Genomic DNA, 20,366 nt, shown 5'->3' with positions numbered 1-20,366 from the left:
TGTGAAGAGAGCGGGGCTTTTTAGTGGGCGAGGCATTAGCCTCGCCGTACAGCATCAGAAGCGGTAGGTTGCGCCGACACCGAAGCCGTTCGCCGAGTTTTCATACTGCGAGTTGTAGCTCTGGCCACGATTGTTTTCGTTGCGGATGTTGACCTTCTCTTCCTTCAGGTACGAGTAGGCGACGTCGATGGTCAGGTCTTCGGTCGGGCTCCATCCGGCACCGATGCTGAAGATGGTCCGGTCGCCGGTCGGGATGCGTGGCGAACGGTCGACGTTGTTGGTCGGCGACTGGTCGAACGTCAGGCCGGTACGCAGTACCCATTCCTTGTTCAACTGGTAGGACGTACCGATGGCGTAAGCCCAGGTGTCATGCCAGTTCTGTTCTTCGGTGATCTCGCCGAACTGGCCAGCCAGCAGTGGCTGAACGCCGGAGTTCTTGACGGTGATCTTTTCCAGCTGGCTCCAGCGGGTCCAGGTGGTACCGGCGTAGACGTTCCAGCGATCGTTGATCGCCTGGGTGACCGAGAGGTCCACGGATTCAGGCGTGGTGATCTTCAGCGAAGCGTCGTACTTCTGGTTCGCACCCAGGCCGATCGCGCCCAGCACACCGTAGTTGACCTTGGTGTTGCCATCGAGCTTGTAGTCGACTTTCGAGTGGTAGGTCAGACCCAGGCGAGTGCTGTCGGTAGCCTGTACCAGCACGCCGATGTTGTAGCCCAGTGCGGTGTCGTCGCCCTTGATCTTGACCTTGCCGTCCGGCGCTGCCTGAGTGATCGACAGGTTGGATTCCAGCGAGCCGTCGATGCGGTTGATGGTCGGGCCGAAACCGATCGATACGACATCGTTGAACTTGTAGCTGACCGTTGGCTGGAAGGTGATGATCTTGACTTCTGACTTGCTGCCGAAGTAACGGCCGGCGAAGCCGTTTTCATAGTCGGTGATCAGGCCGAAGGGTACGTACACACCCAGACCGAATGCCCAATGCTCGTCGATCGGCTTGACGTAGTAGCCCATAGGTACGGAGGTGAAGGGCACCATGTCGCCTTTGTTGCTGCCGCCGTTCGGGCTGGAGCTGGCGTCGCTGATATCGGTTTTTGCGTCGAGGAATGCAACGCCACCGGTGATTTGTTCGCGCGTGATGCGCGACATGCCGGCAGGGTTGCCATAAACGGTGCTTGCGTCGTCGGCAGAAGAAGATCGCCCGGCGTACCCAGTCCCCATCCCGCTGATGCTGTGTTCGTTGATGGCAAAGCCAGCTGCGAAGATCTGGGTGGATGCCACGGTTACGGCAAGGCTAAGGGTGGTTTTGAGCATGACTTTTTTCATTATTAGAACTCCTGGTGATCACCGGGGCGAAAATTACCAACATTTTCGTCCCGGCGCTATAGTCCGTATGCCTTGAGTTAGAGCGGTTTTGTAGGACAATCCGACCAAAATCACTGCCTGTTGGGCGATGTTGTGAAAACAGCGCGTCAGCAAGCGACCTGATTCAGCGGTGAAACACAGGTTTGCCAGGCGCAGGTGAAGTCGCGCAGACGACCTTGGGGCTGAAAGGTCTGACGCCAGATACGCGCCATGCCCAGCAGATCGTCCGGCTCGGGGAGGGGAGTGTTTTGTTCTTCGACCAGCAGCCAGGCGATGGCTGTGGCATAACGCAAATTGACGGTCAGTTCGAGGTGCGGGCCGCTGAGGAAGGCATGCTGGCTGGCGAGGCCGCGAACCAGGCTGGCGCGTTCCGGATCCAGCGCAAGATAATGGTCCCAAAGGGCTTGGTGGCGGTGTTCGGCAATCCGGTACAGGCCGTGGCCACGACGGTCATGCAGGGCGGAACCAAGGGCGGACTGGCTGGCGGCAATGCCCAGCAGCAGGGATTCGGCGGTTGCGCAGTGACGTCCCAGGTAGATCAGCGTAGGACGGATCACATAGCGGCACAGTTCGCTGGCAGCGATACCCATAAAACCCTCGGATCTTGTTATTGGGCGGCGAGGCCTGAAGGGGGAGCTTGGCAGCTGTGGATCGACTCAGGCTCGCCGGAAGCGGATCACGCCGCTTGAGTTGAAGTGTAGTGTCATATTCGCGACGTAAAGGACTGTTTTTAAAATATTTCCGGCGCGCCGTTATAACCGTTATACCGGTTGGTGCTTAAGCGGAAAGAGGTAAAAGTGAAACATCGGGCAATAAAAAGCCCCGCATTTTCAGCGGGGCTTTTGCTTTTGCAGCCATTTCGGCCTCTCAGGCGATCAATGCCTGACGGGTGCGATCAATCACGGCCTGCAGCGGTTCGGCGCTGGAGTATTGATCGGGGTACAGACGCTCGCTGTGGCGGGCGATCCCGTGTTCATTGACCACGGTGAAGCTGAAGCAGCCTTTGCGAGCGGCCATGATCAGGCAGTTCATTGGAGCAAAAGCGTTGGTTAGGGTGCGAATGGCATCCTGAGTCTGGATTTGAGTCGACATAGTTATTAGGTGTTCCTACAAATGACACGGATAAGAACCGTGCAACGTTAAAACGTTCCAGTAACGTCAACCACCATTGGTCGAACGAAGAACCCGACTGGAACAAGGCAGCCAGTTCGAGCGCTATAAAAGTTGGCGCGCTTGGGCTGGCAGGTAGGTACTTAGGAGGACAGGCAACATATCAAGGGCAGAGGTTCTGGGCCCTTGGTGAAGATCCTGATCAATTTGCAGGTTGGTTCGGTCAGAGTAAGTGGTCTTCGCAACACTCTTTGCATTCGATTCAAAGACTGTGTCGTCGCAAGATTTACCTGGAAACCATCGAGGGGTCGATCCCGCTTTTTTCAGTGAAGGTCTCTGTGAGAGAAACTTGACCGTGGGGGTGTGTTCGACCGGAATTGACTTTCAGCTTGGTACTAACGCCGCGGATACTAACGGAACGAACCGCAGAAGGCAAACCCGATGATCAAAAAAATCAGAATCCGCTGCCCGGGCTCCCCGCCTGCCCCGATCTGGCTCACTTTACCTCCGTCGGTCGCCACGACCCGAAAGATTCTGACGCTCTGCGCAGCGGCTTATCCCCAGCACGAATGCCAAAACGACCCGAAAAGGCGCATCGATATAACCGCGTAACAGGTACTTGTGCACATTAGTTGCGCAGACTGTAACGGCGCTGTCACAACAATCCTGACCCCGATGGCTGCCTGCATCGAAAGTTTAAGTCAATGAAAAACATCGCTTTTTTTAACTGGTGAAAAAATCGTCAGTTTGACTGCGAGCCCCGTTCCACAAGGCTTTGCGGCGACTGGAGGGCGGTTGTCCACTGAGTTATCCACAGCTTCTGTGGATTGTCCCGAGCGCTTGCTCTAGCACGGGCGTGCCGGGTTTTTTTCGACTTTACCTGTGCGAAAAAAAGAGTAGAGTGGCGCGCCTTCCGATCTGTCCCACAGTGTTTTATGAAGTTTCGTTCAGCTCCAGAATCTGTTACCTCCCAACCCCCTCGTGTTACCGCTCCCAAGCGATTTTCCGTGCGCGTAGCCGAATGGCTGCTCGACAGCCCGCGCCTGGGCGACAGCCGAAATGCCAAGCACCTCGCCGGCCGCCTGCTCAAGCAACCGGCCCGGGAAGGGGTGGTCGCGGCGCAGAGTCGCCTCGGCCAGTTGATGTGTCGCGAGTGCGGCAATGCCCGGGATCGCCGGATCGGCCAGGACCTGCTGCGCCAGGCCGCCCGCGCCGGTGACCGACGCGCGCAACAGGAACTCGGCCTGATCGAAGACTGAGCTGTCCAAGACCAGACGCCTTGGTTAACCTTCAGGCTTTATCGGATCGGCGGGAGTCACTATGGCGATGGACTTGACCAGCATCCTGCTGGGGCTGGCAGGTGCGGCGGTGCCGTTGCTGGCATTGGCCTGGCAACTGCAACGTCGGGCCAGTCAGAACCAGTCTGAAGTCGCGTTGCTCGAGGAGCGGCTGGCCATGGCGCAAATGGCCCAGGACGGCCTTACTGCACAACTTGAAGCCTGCCGCGATGAAGTCGCCGACCTCGGCCAGGCCAATGCCTCGAAACAAGCGGAGCTCGCCGCCGTACGCCGGGAAGTCGAGCTGTTGCAGATCGAGCGCGACGACGCCCGTGACGCCGCCCATGCCTGGAACCTCGAACGCGCGAACAAGGAAGCCGAATTGCGGCGCCTGGACGCCCAGGCGGCTTCGCTGAATGCCGAATTGCGCGAGCAACAGGAAAGCCATCAACAACGCCTGGATGACCTGCAAGGTTCCCGTGACGAGCTGCGCGCACAGTTCGCCGAACTGGCCGGCAAGATCTTCGATGAGCGCGAACAACGCTTTGCCGAAACCAGCCAGCAGCGCCTCGGCCAGTTGCTCGACCCGTTAAAGGAGCGTATCCAGTCGTTCGAAAAGCGCGTCGAGGAAAGCTACCAGGCCGAAGCCCGCGAGCGTTTTTCGCTGGCCAAGGAACTGGAGCGTCTGCAACAACTGAACCTGCGCCTCAGCGACGAAGCGACCAACCTGACTCGCGCCCTGAAGGGCCAGAAAACCCAAGGCAACTGGGGCGAGCTGATTCTCGAACGCGTGCTTGAGCATGCCGGGCTGGAGAAGGGCCGCGAGTACCAGACCCAGGTCAATCTCAAGGGCCCGGATGGCGAGCGTTTCCAGCCGGACGTGATCATTTACCTGCCGGGCGACAAGCAGGTGGTGGTCGACTCCAAGGTCAGCCTCACCGCCTATCAGCAATACGTGGCGGCGGACGACGATGCCATCGGCCAGATCGCCATGAAGCAGCACGTGCTGTCCTTGCGCAGCCACGTCAAAGGCCTGGCCGGCAAGGATTACAAGCGTCTGGAAGGCTTGCACAGCCTCGATTTCGTCTTGCTGTTCGTGCCCATCGAAGCGGCGTTTTCCGCTGCATTGCAAGCCGAGCCGTCACTGTTTCAGGAAGCTTTTGATCGCAACATCGTGATCGTCAGTCCGACCACGCTGCTCGCCACCCTGCGGGTGATCGACAGCCTGTGGAAGCAGGAGCGCCAGAGTCAGAACGCCCGGGAAATCGCCGAGCGCGCCGGTTGGCTGTATGACAAGTTCGTGTTGTTCATTCAGGATCTGGACGAAGTCGGCAATCGCTTGCAGCAACTGGACAAAGCCTACAGCGCGGCGCGCAACAAGCTGACAGAAGGGCGCGGCAACCTGGTCAGCCGCAGCGAACAGCTCAAATTGCTCGGCGCGCGTGCCAGCAAAAGCCTGCCAGCGGATCTGCTGGAGCGCGCGATGACCGACGCCGACGGCCTGGTCGAACTGCCTGAATAAGCCGCTCTGCTAGAGCGGCAAATAGCGACTCAACAACGCCCGCAACGCCGCCGGTTTCACCGGTTTGGCCAGATAATCCAGCCCCGCTGCATGCACCTGCGCCACGGTTTCTGGATGCCCGTCGGCGCTGATCACCACGCCGGGCACCGGCTCGCCCAGCCTTGTGCGCAACCAGGCCATCAACTCGGTGCCGGTTTCGCCGTGATCGAGGTGATAGTCCACCAGCGCCAATTGTGGCCGCACGCCGTCATCGAGCAGCGCCGCACATTCTTCGCGGTTGCGCGCGGTCCAGACCTGACAGCCCCAGCGCGTGAGCAGGCTGTTCATGCCGATCAGAATGCTGTCTTCATTGTCGATGCACAGCACCTGCGCGCCGCTGTGCAGTTTGCCATTGATTTCCACCGCTGCCGGCGGTTGCACGGTCTGTGCTTTGGCCAATGGCACACGGACACTGAACACGCTGCCGCGCCCCGGCCATGAGCGCACACGCAAGGTGTGGCCGAGCACGCGGCACAGGCCATCGGCGATCGCCAAGCCCAGGCCGAGACCTTTCTCAGCGCGGGTCTGGTGGCTGTCGAGGCGTTTGAATTCCTCGAAGATCACCTGCTGTTTGTCCTCCGGAATCCCCGGCCCGCGATCCCACACTTCCAGACAAATCTCGCCTTTGCGCCGACGCACGCCCAGCAGCACCGGGCCTTTTGCGTAGCGGAAAGCGTTGGTGAGGAAGTTCTGCAGAATCCGCCGCAGCAACTTGATGTCGCTGTCGATGCGCAACTGACTGCCCCGTACCCGGAAACTCAAGCCCTGTTCCTGAGCCAGTGCCTTGAATTCCGCGCCGAGAATATCGAACAGCTCATTGACCGCGAACGGCTTGCGATCCGGGTTGATCTTGCCGTTCTCAAGGCGGGAAATGTCCAGCAGGTCGCTGATCAGGTCTTCGGCCGAACGCAGCGAACTGTCGAGATGCTGCACCAGTTTCTGCGCCTCGGCGCTCAGGCCGTCTTCCTGATGGGAGAGGGCGGCGGAGAATAGCCGTGCGGCGTTCAAGGGCTGCATCAGGTCGTGACTGACGGCGGCGAGGAAGCGGGTCTTGGACTGGTTGGCCGCCTCGGCATTGCCCTTGGCTTCGGTCAGCGCGACGTTGAGTTGCGACAGTTCCTGGGTCCGTTCGCTGACCCGTTGCTCCAGCCCTTCGTTGGCCTCGGTCAAAGCCTGCTCGGCTTCGCGGAACGCGGTGATGTCGGTGAAGCTCATGACGAAACCGCCGCCAGGCATCGGGTTGCCGATCAGCTCGATCACCCGGCCATTGGGGAACAGTCGCTCGGAGGTGTGGGCGCGTCCCTGGCGCATCCAGTGCAGGCGCCGGGCGACGTGGACTTCCGCTTCACCGGGACCGCACAAACCACGCTCGGCGTTATGGCGAATGATGTCGGCAATCGGTCGGCCGACGCTGATCAAACCGTCCGGATAGTTGAACAGCTCGAGATAGCGGCGGTTCCAGGCCACCAGTCTCAGCGACTGGTCGACCACGCTGATGCCCTGGGTAATGTTCTCGATGGCGCCTTGCAGCAGCGCGCGGTTGAACTGCAGCACTTCCGAGGCTTCGTCGGCGATCCGCACGACGTCCTCCAGCTGCATTTCTCGACCTTCGATGGCGGCTTTCACGACCGCTCGCGTTGACGAAGCGCCAAGGACACCGGCCAGCAAACGCTCGGTGTGGGCGATCCATTCGCCGTCGGCGTTCTGGTTCGGGTTGAAGCCTTTGCCCTGACGGTAGGCGAAGCGAATGAAGCTCTGGCGCGCGCGTTCTTCGCCGACAAAGCGTGCCGCCAATTGCAGCAAATCGTCGATCTGCACCGCCAGCATCGAGCGTGCATTCGGCCGGGCGCTGATTTCCTGGCCGATAAAACGCCCGGCCTGCCAGTGCTCCGACACGCGGGTGCGCGACAGCACCGAGACCCAGGCGAACAGGGTGAAGTTGCCTGCCAGCGACAGCACCACGCCTTGGGTCAGCGGGGTGATCGGCAGGTTCAACGGGTTGCTGTGCAGCCAGGCGAGTCCGGGGAAACTGTCCAGCGACCAACCGAGGCTGCGCGCAGCGATCGGCAGGATCAAGGTGTAGAACCACAGGAACGTACCGGCGGCGAGACCGGCGAATACACCACGCCGGTTGGCCTGTTTCCAGTACAGCGCGCCGAGCATCGCCGGGGCCAGTTGGGTGACGGCGGCGAAGGCGATCTGGCCGATGGTCGCCAGGCTCGCGGTCGAGCCGAGCAAACGGTAGCTGACGTAGGCCAGCAACAGAATCAGCACGATGCTGACGCGACGCACCGAGAGCATCCACTGGCGGAACACTTCGAACGGCCGCTCGGCATTGTTGCGGCGCAGCAGCCACGGCAACAGCATGTCGTTGGAGACCATGGTCGACAGCGCCACACTCGCCACGATCACCATGCCGGTGGCTGCCGACGCACCGCCGATAAACGCCAGCATCGCCAGCGCCGGATGGGCCTGGGCCAATGGCAGGCTGATGACGAAAGAGTCGGGGATGACCGAGCTGGGCAGCATCATCTGACCGGCCAGGGCGATAGGGACTACAAACAGCGCGGCCAGTGCGAGGTAGGCGGGGAACACCCATTTGGCCAGGCGCAGATCCTGTGGGTCGATGTTCTCGACCACCGTCACGTGGAACTGGCGGGGCAGGCAGATGATCGCCATCATCGCCACGCCGGTCTGTACCACCATCGACGGCCAGTTGATGGTTTCTTTCCAGTATTCCTCCAGGCGCGGGGCGAGCATCGCCTGGTTGAACAGGTCGTCGAAGCCGTCATACAGGCCATAAGTGACGAAGGCGCCGACGGCGAGGAAGGCGAACAGCTTGACCAGCGATTCAAAGGCAATCGCCAGCACCATGCCCCGGTGGTGCTCGGTGGCATCGAGGTTGCGCGTACCGAAGACGATGGTGAACAGCGCCAGCACCAGCGACACGATCAGCGCGGTGTCCTGGGCGCGGGTGCCCATGGCGTCGGCGCCGGCACCGATCAGCAGGTTCACGCCAAGGACGATGCCTTTGAGCTGCAAGGCTATGTAGGGGAGGACGCCGACCAGACAGATCAGCGCGACGACCACCGCCAGCGATTGGGATTTACCGTAGCGGGCGGCGATGAAGTCGGCGATGGAGGTGATGTTCTCCTGCTTGCTGATCATCACCATTTTCTGCAGCACCCACGGCGCACCGAGCAGCAGCAGGATCGGCCCGAGGTAAATCGGCAGAAATGACCAGAGTTGTTCGGCGGCCTGGCCGACTGCGCCAAAGAAGGTCCAGCTGGTGCAGTAGACCGCCAGCGACAGGCTGTACACCCAGGCACGCACCCGTGGCGGCAGCGGTGTGCTGCGACGGTCGCCGTAGAAGGCGATGGCGAACATGATGGCCATATAGGCCAGGGCGACGGCGGCGATCAGCCCGGTGGACAACGACATGGAACACTCCCGACAGAAAACGACCGGACTCGCGCCCGGTCAGACAGTCTCGCACGGGCGCGGCGGTTAGTCAGTGTCGACCAAGGTCGTGGCGCGGCGGGGTGTCGCAGGAACAGAACCGGCCGGTTCTGCGGTCAGTCCGGTTTCAGCGCGATGTCGATCAAGCGGTGCAGTTCTCCGACTTCCAGCGGCGCTGCCGAAAACAGAATGCGGAACACCACCGGGGACACCACCAGATTGATCAGCCGATCCACGCTCGGCGCCGGTTCCTTGGGGTGGCGCTCGATGATGGTCTGCAACTGCGCGCCGATGATCGCCACGCAATAGCCCGGCGTCGCACTTGCCTGCACGTCGCGCATCATGTTGCGCCCGGGTTCCGAACTCATTTCGTCGAGGTATTGTTCGGCCCACGCGCGGAGATCGCTGCGCAGACTGCCGGTTTCAGCCGGCTCGCTGTCGGGGCGCATGCGGGCGAGGGCAACGTCGGCCAGCAAGGTCGCCAGATCGCCCCAGCGCCGATAAATGGTTGATGGCGTTACCCCGGCGCGCGCCGCGATTTGCGGGACGGTCACCGTTGAGCGCTCCTGTTCTTGCAGAAGCGCGCGGACTGCCGAGTGAATCGACTCCTGCACCCGGGCGCTGCGACCGCCGGGGCGTAAACCTTCTTTAATAGCCATGCGGCAGACCTTAACACAAAGAATTTGCTTTAAGCGCAAGCCAAGAGCACACTCCGCAAAAGCAAAAAATTAGCTTTTGCGGAGTGTGCCCATGACCAGCCTTGCTTCCAACCGTTCCAGCCTGTGGTTTCTGGCGATCACCTTACTGAGTTTTCTCGCCGCTTCCACTGCGCCGACGCCGTTGTACCACCTGTATCAGGATCAGCTGCATTTTTCGGCAGCAGTACTGACCCTGATTTTCGGCGTCTACGCCCTCAGTCTGCTGGCCGCATTGCTGACGGTCGGTTCGCTGTCGGACCACCTGGGACGCAAACCGGTAATCTTCACCGCCGTGACGCTCAATGCGCTGGCGATGCTGCTGTTTATCTACGCCGACAGCGTGGGCTGGCTGATCGGCGCGCGGGTGCTGCAAGGTTTTGCCACCGGCATGGCCACCGCTGTGTTGAGTGCGACGCTGCTGGACATTGATCGCCAGCAGGGGCCGCTGATCAACAGCGTTGCGCCGTTGCTGGGCATGGCGTTGGGCGGCATGGGCTGCGGTTTGCTGGCGGAATTCGCCCCGGCGCCGTTGCAATTGACCTATTGGCTGCTGCTCGCGCTGTTTGTGTTGCAGGGCATCTATGTGTGGCGCCTGTCGGAGAGCGTCTCGCCGCAGGCCGGGGCGTGGGCCTCGTTGCGGCCGACCCTGCACGTGCCGGTCCAGGCACGTTCGACACTGTGGCGAGTGTTGCCGTTGAACACCGCGACCTGGGCGCTCGGTGGTTTCTATGCCTCGCTGGCACCGTCGCTGGTGCGCACGGCCACCGGTTCCACTTCTAACCTGATCGGCGGCGCCACCGTGGCGGCGCTGACGGTGACCGGTGCGCTGATGATCTTCACCTTGCGCAATCGTCACGCCTCCCGGGCGCTGCAACTTGGGGCGAGCCTGCTGCCGGCCGGTATCGTGCTGATTCTGTTGGGCGTGCACAGCGCCAGTCTGTCGCTGTTCTTCTTTGGCACGCTGGTGGCCGGTTGTGGCTTTGGCTCTGGTTTTCTCGGTGCGGTGCGCAGTCTGGTGCCGCTGGCATTGCCCCATGAGCGTGCCGGTTTGATGTCGGCATTTTATGTGCTGAGTTACCTGGCGTTCTGCCTGCCGGCGTTGCTGGCCGGACATTTCACCCACAGCGTGGGCCTGCTGACCACCACCGATGTGTATGGCGCGGTGCTGATTGTGCTGGCGGTCGGTGCGCTGCTGATGAGTTTCCGGGCGCAAGCGGCCAAGACTTGCAGCGCTCCATAACACCTCTGGATTCGGTTAGCCTTGGCCAGCCCCTTCTTCTCACGGACCGACGCATGAAGATCATCCGCAGCAAGACCTTCACCGCCGAGCGCGCCTGGGGCGCGCTCGACATCGCCAACATGAACGGCATCACCACGCGTCTGCACTGGACCGATCAGCCTTACAAATGGCACGTCAATGACGGTGAAGAAGTGTTTGTGGTGCTCGACGGCAAAGTGCTCATGCACTACCGCGAAGAAGGTGAGGAGAAGCAGGTCTTGCTTGATGTTGGCGACATCTTCTACGCGTCCATCGGCACTGAACACGTCGCTCATCCTCAGGGCGCGGCGCGGATTCTGGTGATCGAAACCGAAGGCAGTGTCTGACTTCATATCTACAAAACAGATAACAGTTAGAGATATTACCCGTTATATAGATATTCGATTCGGTTCTACCATGAGCTCAACCTCACCTGAGGACAGGAGTTCATGATGATTTGCCCCAACAGCGCCAAACCCGGCATCAAGCCATTCAGCCAGCTTCAGCACCCGCGTGAAGTGATCCGCCAATTCACCCCGAACTGGTTCGCCGCCACCATGGGCACCGGCGTGCTGGCCTTGGCGCTGGCGCAATTGCCCGTTTCCATTCCCGGCCTGCACGCCGTGGCCGAAGGGCTGTGGCTGTTCAACATTCTGTTGTTCGTGCTGTTTACCGCTGCCTACGCCGCCCGCTGGATTCTGTTCTTCGACGAAGCTCGGCGGATCTTCGGGCACTCCACGGTATCGATGTTCTTCGGCACCATTCCCATGGGCCTGGCGACCATCATCAACGGCTTTCTGCTGTTCGGTCTGCCGCGCTGGGGCGATGGGGTCATTCAACTGGCCGAAGTGTTGTGGTGGCTGGACGTGGCGATGTCGCTGGCCTGCGGCGTGCTGATTCCCTACATGATGTTTACCCGTCAGGAACACAGCATCGATCAGATGACCGCCGTCTGGCTGTTGCCGGTGGTGGCCGCGGAAGTGGCGGCGGCCAGCGGTGGACTGCTGGCGCCGCATCTCGCCGATGCGCACTCGCAACTGGTGGTGCTGGTGACCAGTTACGTGCTCTGGGCCTTTTCTCTGCCGGTGGCGTTCAGCATCCTGACCATCCTGTTGCTGCGCATGGCCTTGCACAAACTGCCCCACGAAAACATGGCGGCGTCGAGCTGGCTGGCTCTCGGCCCGATCGGCACCGGCGCCTTGGGCATGTTGCTGCTGGGCGGCGATGCCCCGGCGATCTTCGCGGCCAACGGTCTGCCGGGCATCGGTGAAATCGCTTCGGGCCTGGGCCTGATCGCCGGGATCACGCTGTGGGGCTTCGGTCTGTGGTGGATGCTGATGGCGCTGCTGATCACCGTGCGTTACCTGCGTGATGGCATCCCGTTCAACCTTGGCTGGTGGGGTTTCACCTTCCCGTTGGGCGTTTATTCGCTGGCAACCCTGAAACTGGGCAGCACCTTGCACCTGACGTTTTTCAGTGTGGTCGGTTGTGTACTGGTGACGTTGCTGGCGGTGATGTGGCTGATCGTCGGTAAACGCACGCTGCAAGGCGCGTGGCGCGGTGAGCTGTTTGTTTCACCGTGCATTGCAGGTTTGAAGAAATAACCTGCAAAGATTAGGTAATGTGTGGCCTGGATCGCGGTTCGAGATTCTTATAAGCGTAGCCAGGCCACTCGCTACCTTCTCTTTCCAAAAACAACAGGGTCACACGGAAGATGAGTCACCCCTCACAGTTCAACCTGCTGCGCACCCGGCGCTTCCTGCCGTTCTTCATCACCCAGTCGCTGGGCGCGTTCAACGACAACGTGTTCAAGCAGTCGCTGATCCTCGCCATCCTCTATCGGCTGACCATCGAAGGTGACCGCTCCATCTGGGTCAACCTGTGTGCGCTGCTGTTTATTCTGCCGTTCTTTCTGTTCTCGGCGCTGGCCGGGCAGTTCGGGGAAAAATTCGCCAAGGACGCGTTGATCCGTCTGATCAAACTGGCAGAAATCGCCATTATGGCCGTGGGATCCGTCGGCTTCCTGTTCGATCACCTGTCGCTGATGCTGGTGGCGCTGTTCGCCATGGGCACGCACTCCGCGCTGTTCGGGCCGGTGAAGTATTCGATCCTGCCGCAGGCATTGCGGGACGACGAACTGGTCGGCGGCAACGGGCTGGTGGAAATGGGCACGTTCCTGGCGATCCTGGCCGGCACCATCGGCGCCGGGGTGATGATGTCGTCGGCCAATTACGCGCCGGTGGTATCCGCCGCGATTGTCGGCATCGCCGTGCTGGGTTATCTGGCCAGTCGCAGCATTCCCCGCGCCGCGGCGGCCACCCCGGAGATGCGCCTGAACTGGAACATCTTCAGTCAGTCCTGGGCGACCTTGAAGCTGGGCCTGGGGCAGACGCCAGCGGTGTCGCGCTCGATTGTCGGCAACTCGTGGTTCTGGTTCGTCGGGGCGATTTATCTGACGCAGATCCCGGCTTACGCCAAGGAGTGGATGCACGGCGACGAAACCGTCGTTACCCTGATTCTGACGGTGTTTTCGGTCGGTATTGCCCTCGGTTCGATGCTGTGCGAGAAGCTTTCCGGGCGCAAAGTCGAGATCGGCCTGGTGCCGTTTGGCTCGTTCGGCCTGACCGTTTTCGGGCTGCTGCTGTGGTGGCATTCCGGTGGAATACCAGAAAGCGCTGTTGGCCATAGCTGGACCGAAGTGCTGAGTTTCGGTCATGCCTGGGCGGTGTTGATCGATGTGCTGGGCCTCGGGATCTTTGGCGGTTTCTACATCGTGCCGCTGTACGCATTGATCCAGTCGCGCACCGCCGAGAACGAACGGGCCAGGGTAATCGCGGCCAACAACATTCTCAACGCGCTGTTCATGGTGATCTCGGCGATTGTCACCATCGTGTTGCTGAGCGTGGTCAAGCTGTCGGTTCCGCAGCTGTTCCTGGTGGTGTCGCTGCTGAACATCGGCGTTAACGCCTACATCTTCAAGATCGTCCCCGAGTTCAGCATGCGTTTCATGATCTGGCTGCTCAGCCATTCCATGTACCGCGTCGAGCATCGCAACCTTGAAGCGATTCCGGATGAGGGCGCGGCGTTGCTGGTGTGCAACCACGTGTCGTTCGTCGATGCCTTGCTGATCGGCGGTGCGGTGCGTCGGCCGATTCGCTTTGTCATGTACTACAAGATCTACAACCTGCCGGTGCTGAACTTTATCTTCCGCACGGCGGGGACGATTCCTATCGCCGGACGCCAGGAAGACATCCAGATCTACGAAAAGGCCTTCACCCGGATTGCCCAGTATCTGAAGGAAGGTGAGCTGGTCTGCATCTTCCCGGAAGGCAAGTTGACCGCCGATGGCGAGATCAACGAGTTCAAGGGCGGGCTGACGCGGATTCTCGAAGAGACACCGGTGCCGGTGATTCCGCTGGCGTTGCAGGGATTGTGGGGGAGTTTCTTCAGCCGCGATCCCAATAAAGGACTGTTCCGGCGCTTGTGGTCGCGGGTGACGCTGGTGGCGGGTTCGCCGGTCGCCGTTGAAGCAGCGCAACCGGCGGAGCTGCAGGTGTTGGTCGGGGAATTACGCGGGACTGTCAGATAATCATTGGCTGTGCCGGCCTCATCGCGGGCAAGCCCGTGATGAGGCCAGTGGCTTAAGCGCTGACCTTGAGCCCGATCAGTCCGGTGACGATCAACGCGACACTGGCCAGGCGAATCAACGCCATCGATTCGCCAAACAGGATGATCCCGGCAATCACCGTGCCCACGGCACCGACGCCAGTCCAGATCGCATAGGCCGTGCCCAGCGGCAATTCCTTCATCGCCAGACCCAGCAATCCCAAGCTGACTGCCATGGCGGCAACGGTGAGAACGGTTGGAAGCGGACGGGTGAAACCATCAGTGTATTTCAGGCCGACGGCCCAGCCGACTTCGAACAGGCCGGCGAAAAACAGAATGATCCAGGACATGAAAGACCTCCATCGATTGACGGGGCCGTCCCCAGATTGAAAACTCGATTGAGCCACAGGGTCGTCCCCGCGTGGCGCACATACTACCTAAAAATGTGCGCCGCACCGCGATCCGGAATCAGTCGGCCGTCTGTTGTGCCAACGTCTCACGGTCTTCTTTTTCGCTCATCCGCCGGAACCAGGTCGACAGCAGCGCCCCGGAAATGTTGTGCCACACACTGAACAGTGCACTTGGCACCGCCGCCAGTGGCGAAAAGTGCGCACTGGCCAGCGCGGCACCCAGCCCCGAGTTCTGCATGCCGACTTCCAGCGCCAGGGACTTGCGCTGCGGCAGCGGCAGGCCGAACAGGCGTCCGGTGAAATAACCCAGCAGATAACCGAAGCTGTTGTGCAGCATCACCACGGCCATGATCAGCAGGCCGGATTCGGCGATTTTCGCCTGGCTGGCGGCAACCACGGCGGCAACGATGATCACGATGCTGACCACCGACACCAGCGGCAGCACTTCCACCGCGTGGCGCACCTTGTCACCAAGCACACGTTGCGCGACCACGCCGAGGATGATCGGCAGCAGGACCACTTGCAGGATCGACCAGAACAATTCCATGAACGAAACCGGCAACCAGGCCGAGGCCAGCAGCCAGATCAGCGCTGGCGTCAGCAGCGGGGCGAGGAGGGTGGTGACGGCGGCGATGGCCACCGACAGCGCCAGATCGCCACGGGCCAGCCAGGTCATGACGTTCGAGGACGTGCCGCTCGGGCAGCACCCCACCAGAATCACGCCGACGGCGATTTCCGGCGGCAGATGAAAGATCTGGCACAGCAACCAGGCCATCCCCGGCATGATCACGAAATGCGCGACCACGCCCAGTGCCACACGCCACGGATGGCGGGCGACGGCGGCGAAGTCGTCGAGTTTGAGGGTCAGGCCCATGCCGAACATCACCAGCCCGAGCAACGGCACGATCGCGCCTTTGAGGCCGAGGAACCAGGCTGGTTGCAAGAACGCGATCACCGCGAAAATCAGAACCCAGTAAGCGAAGGTGTTGCCAACAAAACGACTCAGTGCAGCCAGTGCGCGCATGGCCTGTTCCTTATTATGTGAAAACGCCACCGAAGCGGTGGCGTTTGAAGATAACCCAAAGACTGCGCAGAGGCTTAGATGCCCTGCGGAGTCTCTTCGCCACCGAGTGCTTCAACCAGCGCCGGCAGGAAGTCGCCGAACGTCAGCATCATCAGGGTGAAGCTGGCGTCGAGTTGGCCGAGGGCTTCGTCGCCGCCATCCTGTTCCGCCTGATCCTGCAACAGGTCTTCGAATTTCAGGCGCTTGACGGTCATCTTGTCGTCGAGCATGAACGACAGTTTGTCCTGCCAGGCCAGCGACAGTTGCGTCACCACCTTGCCGGTGCTCAGGTGCAGCTGGATTTCTTCGCTGGTCAGGTCCTGACGCTTGCAACGCACGATGCCGCCGTCTTCGTGGGTGTCACGCAGTTCGCACTCGTCCAGGACGAAGAAGTCCGGGGCGGCTTGCTGGGTGGTGACCCATTCGGTCATCACGGCGGTCGGCGCGGTTTTCACTGTCAGCGGACGAACCGGCAGGGTGCCGATCACTTCACGCAGGGTGGAGAGCAGGTCTTCGGCGCGTTTCGGGCTGGCCGAGTTGACCAGGATCAGGCCCTGTTTCGGCGCGATGGCGGCGAAGGTCGACGAGCGGCGGATAAACGCGCGCGGCAGGAACGCCTGGATGATTTCATCCTTGATCTGATCGCGTTCCTTCTTATAGACCTTGCGCATCTGCTCGGCTTCGATCTCTTCGACCTTTTCCTTGACCGCATCGCGCACGACGCTGCCCGGCAGAATGCGTTCTTCTTTACGGGCGGAGATCAGCAGAAAGTCACCGCTGACGTGCACCAGTGGAGCATCTTCGCCCTTGCCGAACGGCGCGACGAAACCGTAGGTGGTCAACTCCTGGCTTGCACATGGACGCGCCAGTTTGGTGGCCAGTGCAGTTTCCAGCGCCTCGGCATCGACAGGCAGGTCTTGGGTCAGGCGATAGATAAGCAGGTTCTTGAACCACATGGGGTGAGTCTCTCCTTTATACAAAGGGGGGCATTATTGTCTTCGCCGGGTCATAGGCCAACCCTTCTCTAAGCCTTTGGAAGGCCTGAGAAAATTATTTAAAAAAGTGCTTGCCAGAGGTTGGGTCGCTCCGTAGAATGCGCGCCACACCGAAGCGAAGGGTGATTAGCTCAGCTGGGAGAGCGTCTGCCTTACAAGCAGAATGTCGGCGGTTCGATCCCGTCATCACCCACCATTCGTTTCAAGTGTTTAGCGCAGCGGTAGTTCAGTCGGTTAGAATACCGGCCTGTCACGCCGGGGGTCGCGGGTTCGAGTCCCGTCCGCTGCGCCATATTCGGTCATCTGGAACACTGAACGCCAGATCACCACAGAAAGCCCGCCTGGTGCGGGCTTTTTGCTGTCCGGGATTTGGCTTTTGCAGGGCCTGAACATGAGAAAGCGACCTTTGACGGTCGCTTTTTTCGTTTCTGGCGCTGCTATTGCGCCGAGTTGCGGCTGTGGCGGTAATCACTCACCGCTTCATACACCGCTTTGCGCAGGCGGTTGATCCCGCCAATGGGGCGATGAGCGTCGATGCCGAACCAGGGATTGAACGACAGGTTGTCGCATTGCAGGTTCAACGCCGGGGTGTCGAAGTCCTGCGGGGGCAGGGTGATCCTCGCCACTGTCTGGAATGGGCTGTCCTGCTCGCGCCATTCGATGCTGGTGTCTTCGATCGGCATGTACTTGTTCGCGTCCTGGCGCTGGATCTGCAACACGAAACACGCCGGCATCCGGTCGGTCGACAGCTGTTGATTCAACGCACTGCGCAGGAAGTTCGGCAGATCCCGGTTCTGTTTCGGCAAGGTATAAGCGGGGCAGCGCTCCGGATCCGGCATCACCCGGAACTTGGCATTGGCCTCGCCGAACTTGTAGGGCGATACCGAAAAGTAGGTCGTACGTGTCGGGCTCTCTGGTGGTGGCGAAAGGGTCGCCAGCGCAATGAACAGGTGCCGAATTTGCCACTGGCGCGGATCCCACCCCGGAAAAAACGCCATGACCTTCTTGCCGTCAGCCTGCGCCGCCACATTCTTACGGTACTCGGCGACATCGCTGACAAAGAAGTTCGGGTGACTGAACATCACAAAGTCCTGCTCATTCAGACCCTGACGGTCACCCAGCAACTGCTTGCCCGGCACATCGAGCAGTTTGAGCGCCATGCCCCGGGCATCGCGGATGCTGTCGAATTGCGGATACGCGTTGCCGTTGGACAGGCGCATCGTCGCTTTCCACAGCTTGCCCGGTTCGCTGAAGACGCCCTGGCGCAATTCCTGAGCCAGATCCGGCAACACCTGCACATCGGCCTTCACGCAGCCATGGGCTTTGGCATGGGCGTCGCGCAGGTAGCGGGTGCTTTCGCGGTGCTGATCGACGATGCGCACCGCGGTCTGAATCACGTCCTGGGTCATGGCGGCTTCGCCATCTGGAATCTGTTCCAGTGCCGACACCGGACCACGGTGCTGCCAGGCGAACCAGGTGGTCGCCAGGGCCCAGCCGATCAGGCCGATCACCAGCAAGATCAGCAAGGTTTTGCCCAGTATCCGTCCCAGCCAGAGCCAGAAACGCGCCAGCATCGAAGGTCTTTTGAAGGAGTTGAAGATCATGGCAGTTGCGCCTCCAGCGGGCCGCCCAGCACTTTCAGGTATTCCAGCAACGCCCAGCGTTCTTCAGGCTGCAGCAGTCGGCCGATGACGCCTTTGCCGCGCTCGCCGGCGCGAAATTCGTGGCCGCTGTTGTGGTTGCCGGTGATGCGGGTGTCGAACAGGAAGCCGTTGGTGAAGGCTTCGGTGCGGTAGCCCAGATGGCGCGGGTCGTATTCGAAGGTGCCTTTATAGAACGTGGTGGCCCGCTCGTCCTGAGGTGACAGCAACTGATAAAGGCTCGGCACCGAGCCGTTGTGCAGAAATGGGGCCGTGGCCCATACGCCGGCCAGCGGTCGGGCCTTGTAGGCGACTTTTTCGCGAACGCCGATTGGCAGACCGAAGCCGTCGAGCTGTGGTTTCTCGGCAGCAGTGACGCCGGCTTCGCGGTACGCGCGGTTCTCCACGAAGGCGGTGACGTAAGCCAGTCCCTTGGCCACCGACAGTTGGCTGAGGTCCAGCGGCTCCTTGGGTTTGGGGTGCAACTTCACGTCCATTTGTTCCAACTCCGCCGGGTTCCATTGCAGAGCGGTCAGGTCGAAGCGGTGATTGGCAATGTTGTTGGCCGCATTCGGGTCGGTGCCGATGACGTCCACCGGTAGCATGTGCAGGTGCTGCACCCAGCGTTCGCCTTCCTGGGTCTGGCGCGGCACATGGCATCCGGCGCAGTTCTCGGCGAACAGGGCTCGGCCCTTGGCCGCCAAGGGTTTGTCGACGACGCCGAGCACCTCTTCAGGCCAGGCCGGCGGTCGCAGTTTTTGCAGGGTTTCTTCGATCTTGTGCAGATCACGCACGCGTACGCTGGAGGCATAGCGCTCATCGCCCTGCAGTGGCTGACCGTTGGCGTCGAAGAAATTCAGGGTGGCGCCGACCCCCAGCGCCTCGCCGATATTGCGCGCCATCGGTTGCTGCGCCGAGCCGTTCCATTGCACCCAGTCGAAGGTCCACATGTCCCATAGCTGCGGGTAATCCACCGGGGCGTTGGCCACGCGGTAGTTGCTCGGGGAGATCGCATCGCCGAAGGTCGCGTTGGCGATACGCCCGAAGGCATCGGTGCGGCCGGGGCCTTCTTCGGTGGGGTAGAGGCCGCGATGGGTGTCGTTCCAGGCCACTTTGATGAAGGTGTTCAGTGAGCGTTTGAAGTCTTTGCGCAGTTGTTCGTGGCGCGCGTCGTAGTCGTCGCCCAGCACATGGCGGGCGAAACGTTCGAATTTCCACGGGTTGTAGTAAGTCGAGGTGAGACTGGCGACCAATGCCTGTCCGAAACTTCCGCCGCGCAACGTAGGAACGCTGGAAGGCAACACGTGCTGGGCCGAGCCGCCATCGATGCGCACTGCCTGGCCATTGAAGTGCAGTTCGCCGGTATGGCAGGCCGCGCAAGTGATGTCGAGATATTGCTCGGAGCTCCCGGGATTCCGGTGACGGGCGAAACCCACCGGCAGATTGCCCGGGTTGTCCGGCGTGGCTTTCTGCTGCGGATCGATCAGAAAACCGAAACGCGCGAGGTATTCCGGGGAAGCGAAGCGTTGCTGCGAGAACGGCAGCTCCAGCGCCTGGAACCACTCATAGCGCAGGCCCTTGACCTGCGTCCCCTGCGGGGTGAAGTAGTAGGTCTGGCGCTCTTGCTCAGTCCACTGATCCAGGTAATGCACCTGTTTCGCGGGCGTCGGGAAGGGCAATTTCGGATTGGCGACATAGTAAAGAACCACTGCCAGGACCAGTCCCAGCAGCACCACGATCAGCGTCAGCACACGGTATAAGAGGCGCAAGATGAACATCCTTGTCGATTTGTTGCGCTGTTATGCCTGAGGCGGGTGGTGTGCGGCAAGTGGCCATTACGCCAAGTGTTGTGGGAGGTGACATCAATTGTCGTCAGAGCCAGATGACAGAAGCTTCATCACGGCGTTGGCCAAATGCGTTTTAA

General features: G+C 60.7%; 16 protein-coding genes and 2 tRNA genes. 8 read left to right on the top strand and 10 right to left on the bottom strand.

What is annotated here, in order from left to right; genetic code table 11:
• Positions 1-54: 54 nt before the first annotated feature.
• From AC07Y2_RS22195 to AC07Y2_RS22185, 3 genes are all read right to left on the bottom strand, one after another.
• Entirely contained in the window at positions 55-1,326 is a 1,272-nt protein-coding gene (locus AC07Y2_RS22195; protein WP_074687575.1) for an OmpP1/FadL family transporter, read from the bottom strand.
• A 146-nt stretch (positions 1,327-1,472) separates the two neighbouring features.
• Positions 1,473-1,955, bottom strand: a complete 483-nt coding sequence (locus AC07Y2_RS22190; protein WP_039769836.1) for a hypothetical protein — start codon at positions 1,953-1,955, stop codon at positions 1,473-1,475.
• 277 nt (positions 1,956-2,232) lie between these two features.
• Entirely contained in the window at positions 2,233-2,457 is a 225-nt protein-coding gene (locus AC07Y2_RS22185) for a hypothetical protein (RefSeq protein WP_007950419.1), read from the bottom strand.
• A gap of 953 nt (positions 2,458-3,410) precedes the next feature.
• Here AC07Y2_RS22185 and AC07Y2_RS22180 point away from each other — a divergent pair.
• Positions 3,411-3,734 carry an SEL1-like repeat protein gene (locus AC07Y2_RS22180; RefSeq protein ID WP_074687576.1) on the top strand — a complete coding sequence of 108 codons (324 nt, stop codon included), beginning with the start codon at positions 3,411-3,413 and terminating at the stop codon, positions 3,732-3,734.
• A gap of 175 nt (positions 3,735-3,909) precedes the next feature.
• Positions 3,910-5,274, top strand: a complete 1,365-nt coding sequence (locus tag AC07Y2_RS22175) for a DNA recombination protein RmuC (RefSeq protein WP_178076170.1) — start codon at positions 3,910-3,912, stop codon at positions 5,272-5,274.
• Between the two features lie 9 nt (positions 5,275-5,283).
• Here the strand turns inward: AC07Y2_RS22175 and AC07Y2_RS22170 are convergent, their stop codons facing one another.
• Positions 5,284-8,754 carry a hybrid sensor histidine kinase/response regulator gene (locus AC07Y2_RS22170; RefSeq protein ID WP_103387076.1) on the bottom strand — a complete coding sequence of 1,157 codons (3,471 nt, stop codon included), beginning with the start codon at positions 8,752-8,754 and terminating at the stop codon, positions 5,284-5,286.
• Between the two features lie 134 nt (positions 8,755-8,888).
• Positions 8,889-9,431 (bottom strand): TetR/AcrR family transcriptional regulator, encoded by a 543-nt coding sequence (locus AC07Y2_RS22165; RefSeq protein WP_074687579.1) that lies wholly within the window; start codon positions 9,429-9,431, stop codon positions 8,889-8,891.
• A 91-nt stretch (positions 9,432-9,522) separates the two neighbouring features.
• Between AC07Y2_RS22165 and AC07Y2_RS22160 the strand changes: the two genes are divergently transcribed.
• From AC07Y2_RS22160 to AC07Y2_RS22145, 4 genes are all read left to right on the top strand, one after another.
• On the top strand, positions 9,523-10,710 hold the full coding sequence (locus tag AC07Y2_RS22160) for an MFS transporter (protein WP_103387077.1): 1,188 nt from the start codon (positions 9,523-9,525) through the stop codon (positions 10,708-10,710).
• Between the two features lie 53 nt (positions 10,711-10,763).
• Positions 10,764-11,075, top strand: coding sequence for a cupin domain-containing protein (locus tag AC07Y2_RS22155; protein WP_074687581.1), 312 nt, complete (start codon positions 10,764-10,766; stop codon positions 11,073-11,075).
• 105 nt (positions 11,076-11,180) lie between these two features.
• Positions 11,181-12,332, top strand: a complete 1,152-nt coding sequence (locus AC07Y2_RS22150; RefSeq protein ID WP_103387078.1) for a TDT family transporter — start codon at positions 11,181-11,183, stop codon at positions 12,330-12,332.
• Positions 12,333-12,442: 110 nt separating this feature from the next.
• A complete protein-coding gene (locus AC07Y2_RS22145) occupies positions 12,443-14,317 on the top strand; it encodes an MFS transporter (RefSeq protein WP_103387079.1) in 1,875 nt (624 codons plus the stop codon).
• 52 nt (positions 14,318-14,369) lie between these two features.
• On the opposite strand, the gene sugE is transcribed toward AC07Y2_RS22145, so the two are convergent.
• The 3 genes from sugE to rdgC all read right to left on the bottom strand — a co-directional run bounded on the left by sugE (position 14,370) and on the right by rdgC (position 16,763).
• A complete protein-coding gene (gene sugE / locus AC07Y2_RS22140) occupies positions 14,370-14,684 on the bottom strand; it encodes a quaternary ammonium compound efflux SMR transporter SugE (RefSeq protein WP_039769847.1) in 315 nt (104 codons plus the stop codon).
• Positions 14,685-14,802: 118 nt separating this feature from the next.
• Entirely contained in the window at positions 14,803-15,768 is a 966-nt protein-coding gene (locus tag AC07Y2_RS22135) for a bile acid:sodium symporter family protein (RefSeq protein ID WP_039769848.1), read from the bottom strand.
• Positions 15,769-15,842: 74 nt separating this feature from the next.
• A complete protein-coding gene (gene rdgC, locus AC07Y2_RS22130; protein ID WP_007950430.1) occupies positions 15,843-16,763 on the bottom strand; it encodes a recombination-associated protein RdgC in 921 nt (306 codons plus the stop codon).
• A gap of 159 nt (positions 16,764-16,922) precedes the next feature.
• Here rdgC and AC07Y2_RS22125 point away from each other — a divergent pair.
• A tRNA-Val gene (locus AC07Y2_RS22125) sits at positions 16,923-16,998 on the top strand.
• A gap of 19 nt (positions 16,999-17,017) precedes the next feature.
• Positions 17,018-17,094: transfer RNA gene (locus AC07Y2_RS22120), tRNA-Asp, on the top strand.
• Positions 17,095-17,239: 145 nt separating this feature from the next.
• Here AC07Y2_RS22120 and AC07Y2_RS22115 read toward each other — a convergent pair.
• Positions 17,240-18,376 (bottom strand): catalase family protein, encoded by a 1,137-nt coding sequence (locus AC07Y2_RS22115; RefSeq protein WP_103387435.1) that lies wholly within the window; start codon positions 18,374-18,376, stop codon positions 17,240-17,242.
• A 26-nt stretch (positions 18,377-18,402) separates the two neighbouring features.
• Positions 18,403-20,211 carry a di-heme-cytochrome C peroxidase gene (locus AC07Y2_RS22110; protein WP_039770168.1) on the bottom strand — a complete coding sequence of 603 codons (1,809 nt, stop codon included), beginning with the start codon at positions 20,209-20,211 and terminating at the stop codon, positions 18,403-18,405.
• Between the last annotated feature and the right edge of the window lie 155 nt (positions 20,212-20,366).

This window comes from Pseudomonas sp. GW456-12-1-14-TSB6, assembly GCF_059424205.1.
The sequence above is the reverse complement of the archived record's forward strand: the minus strand, read 5'-3'. Positions and strand labels throughout refer to the sequence as shown.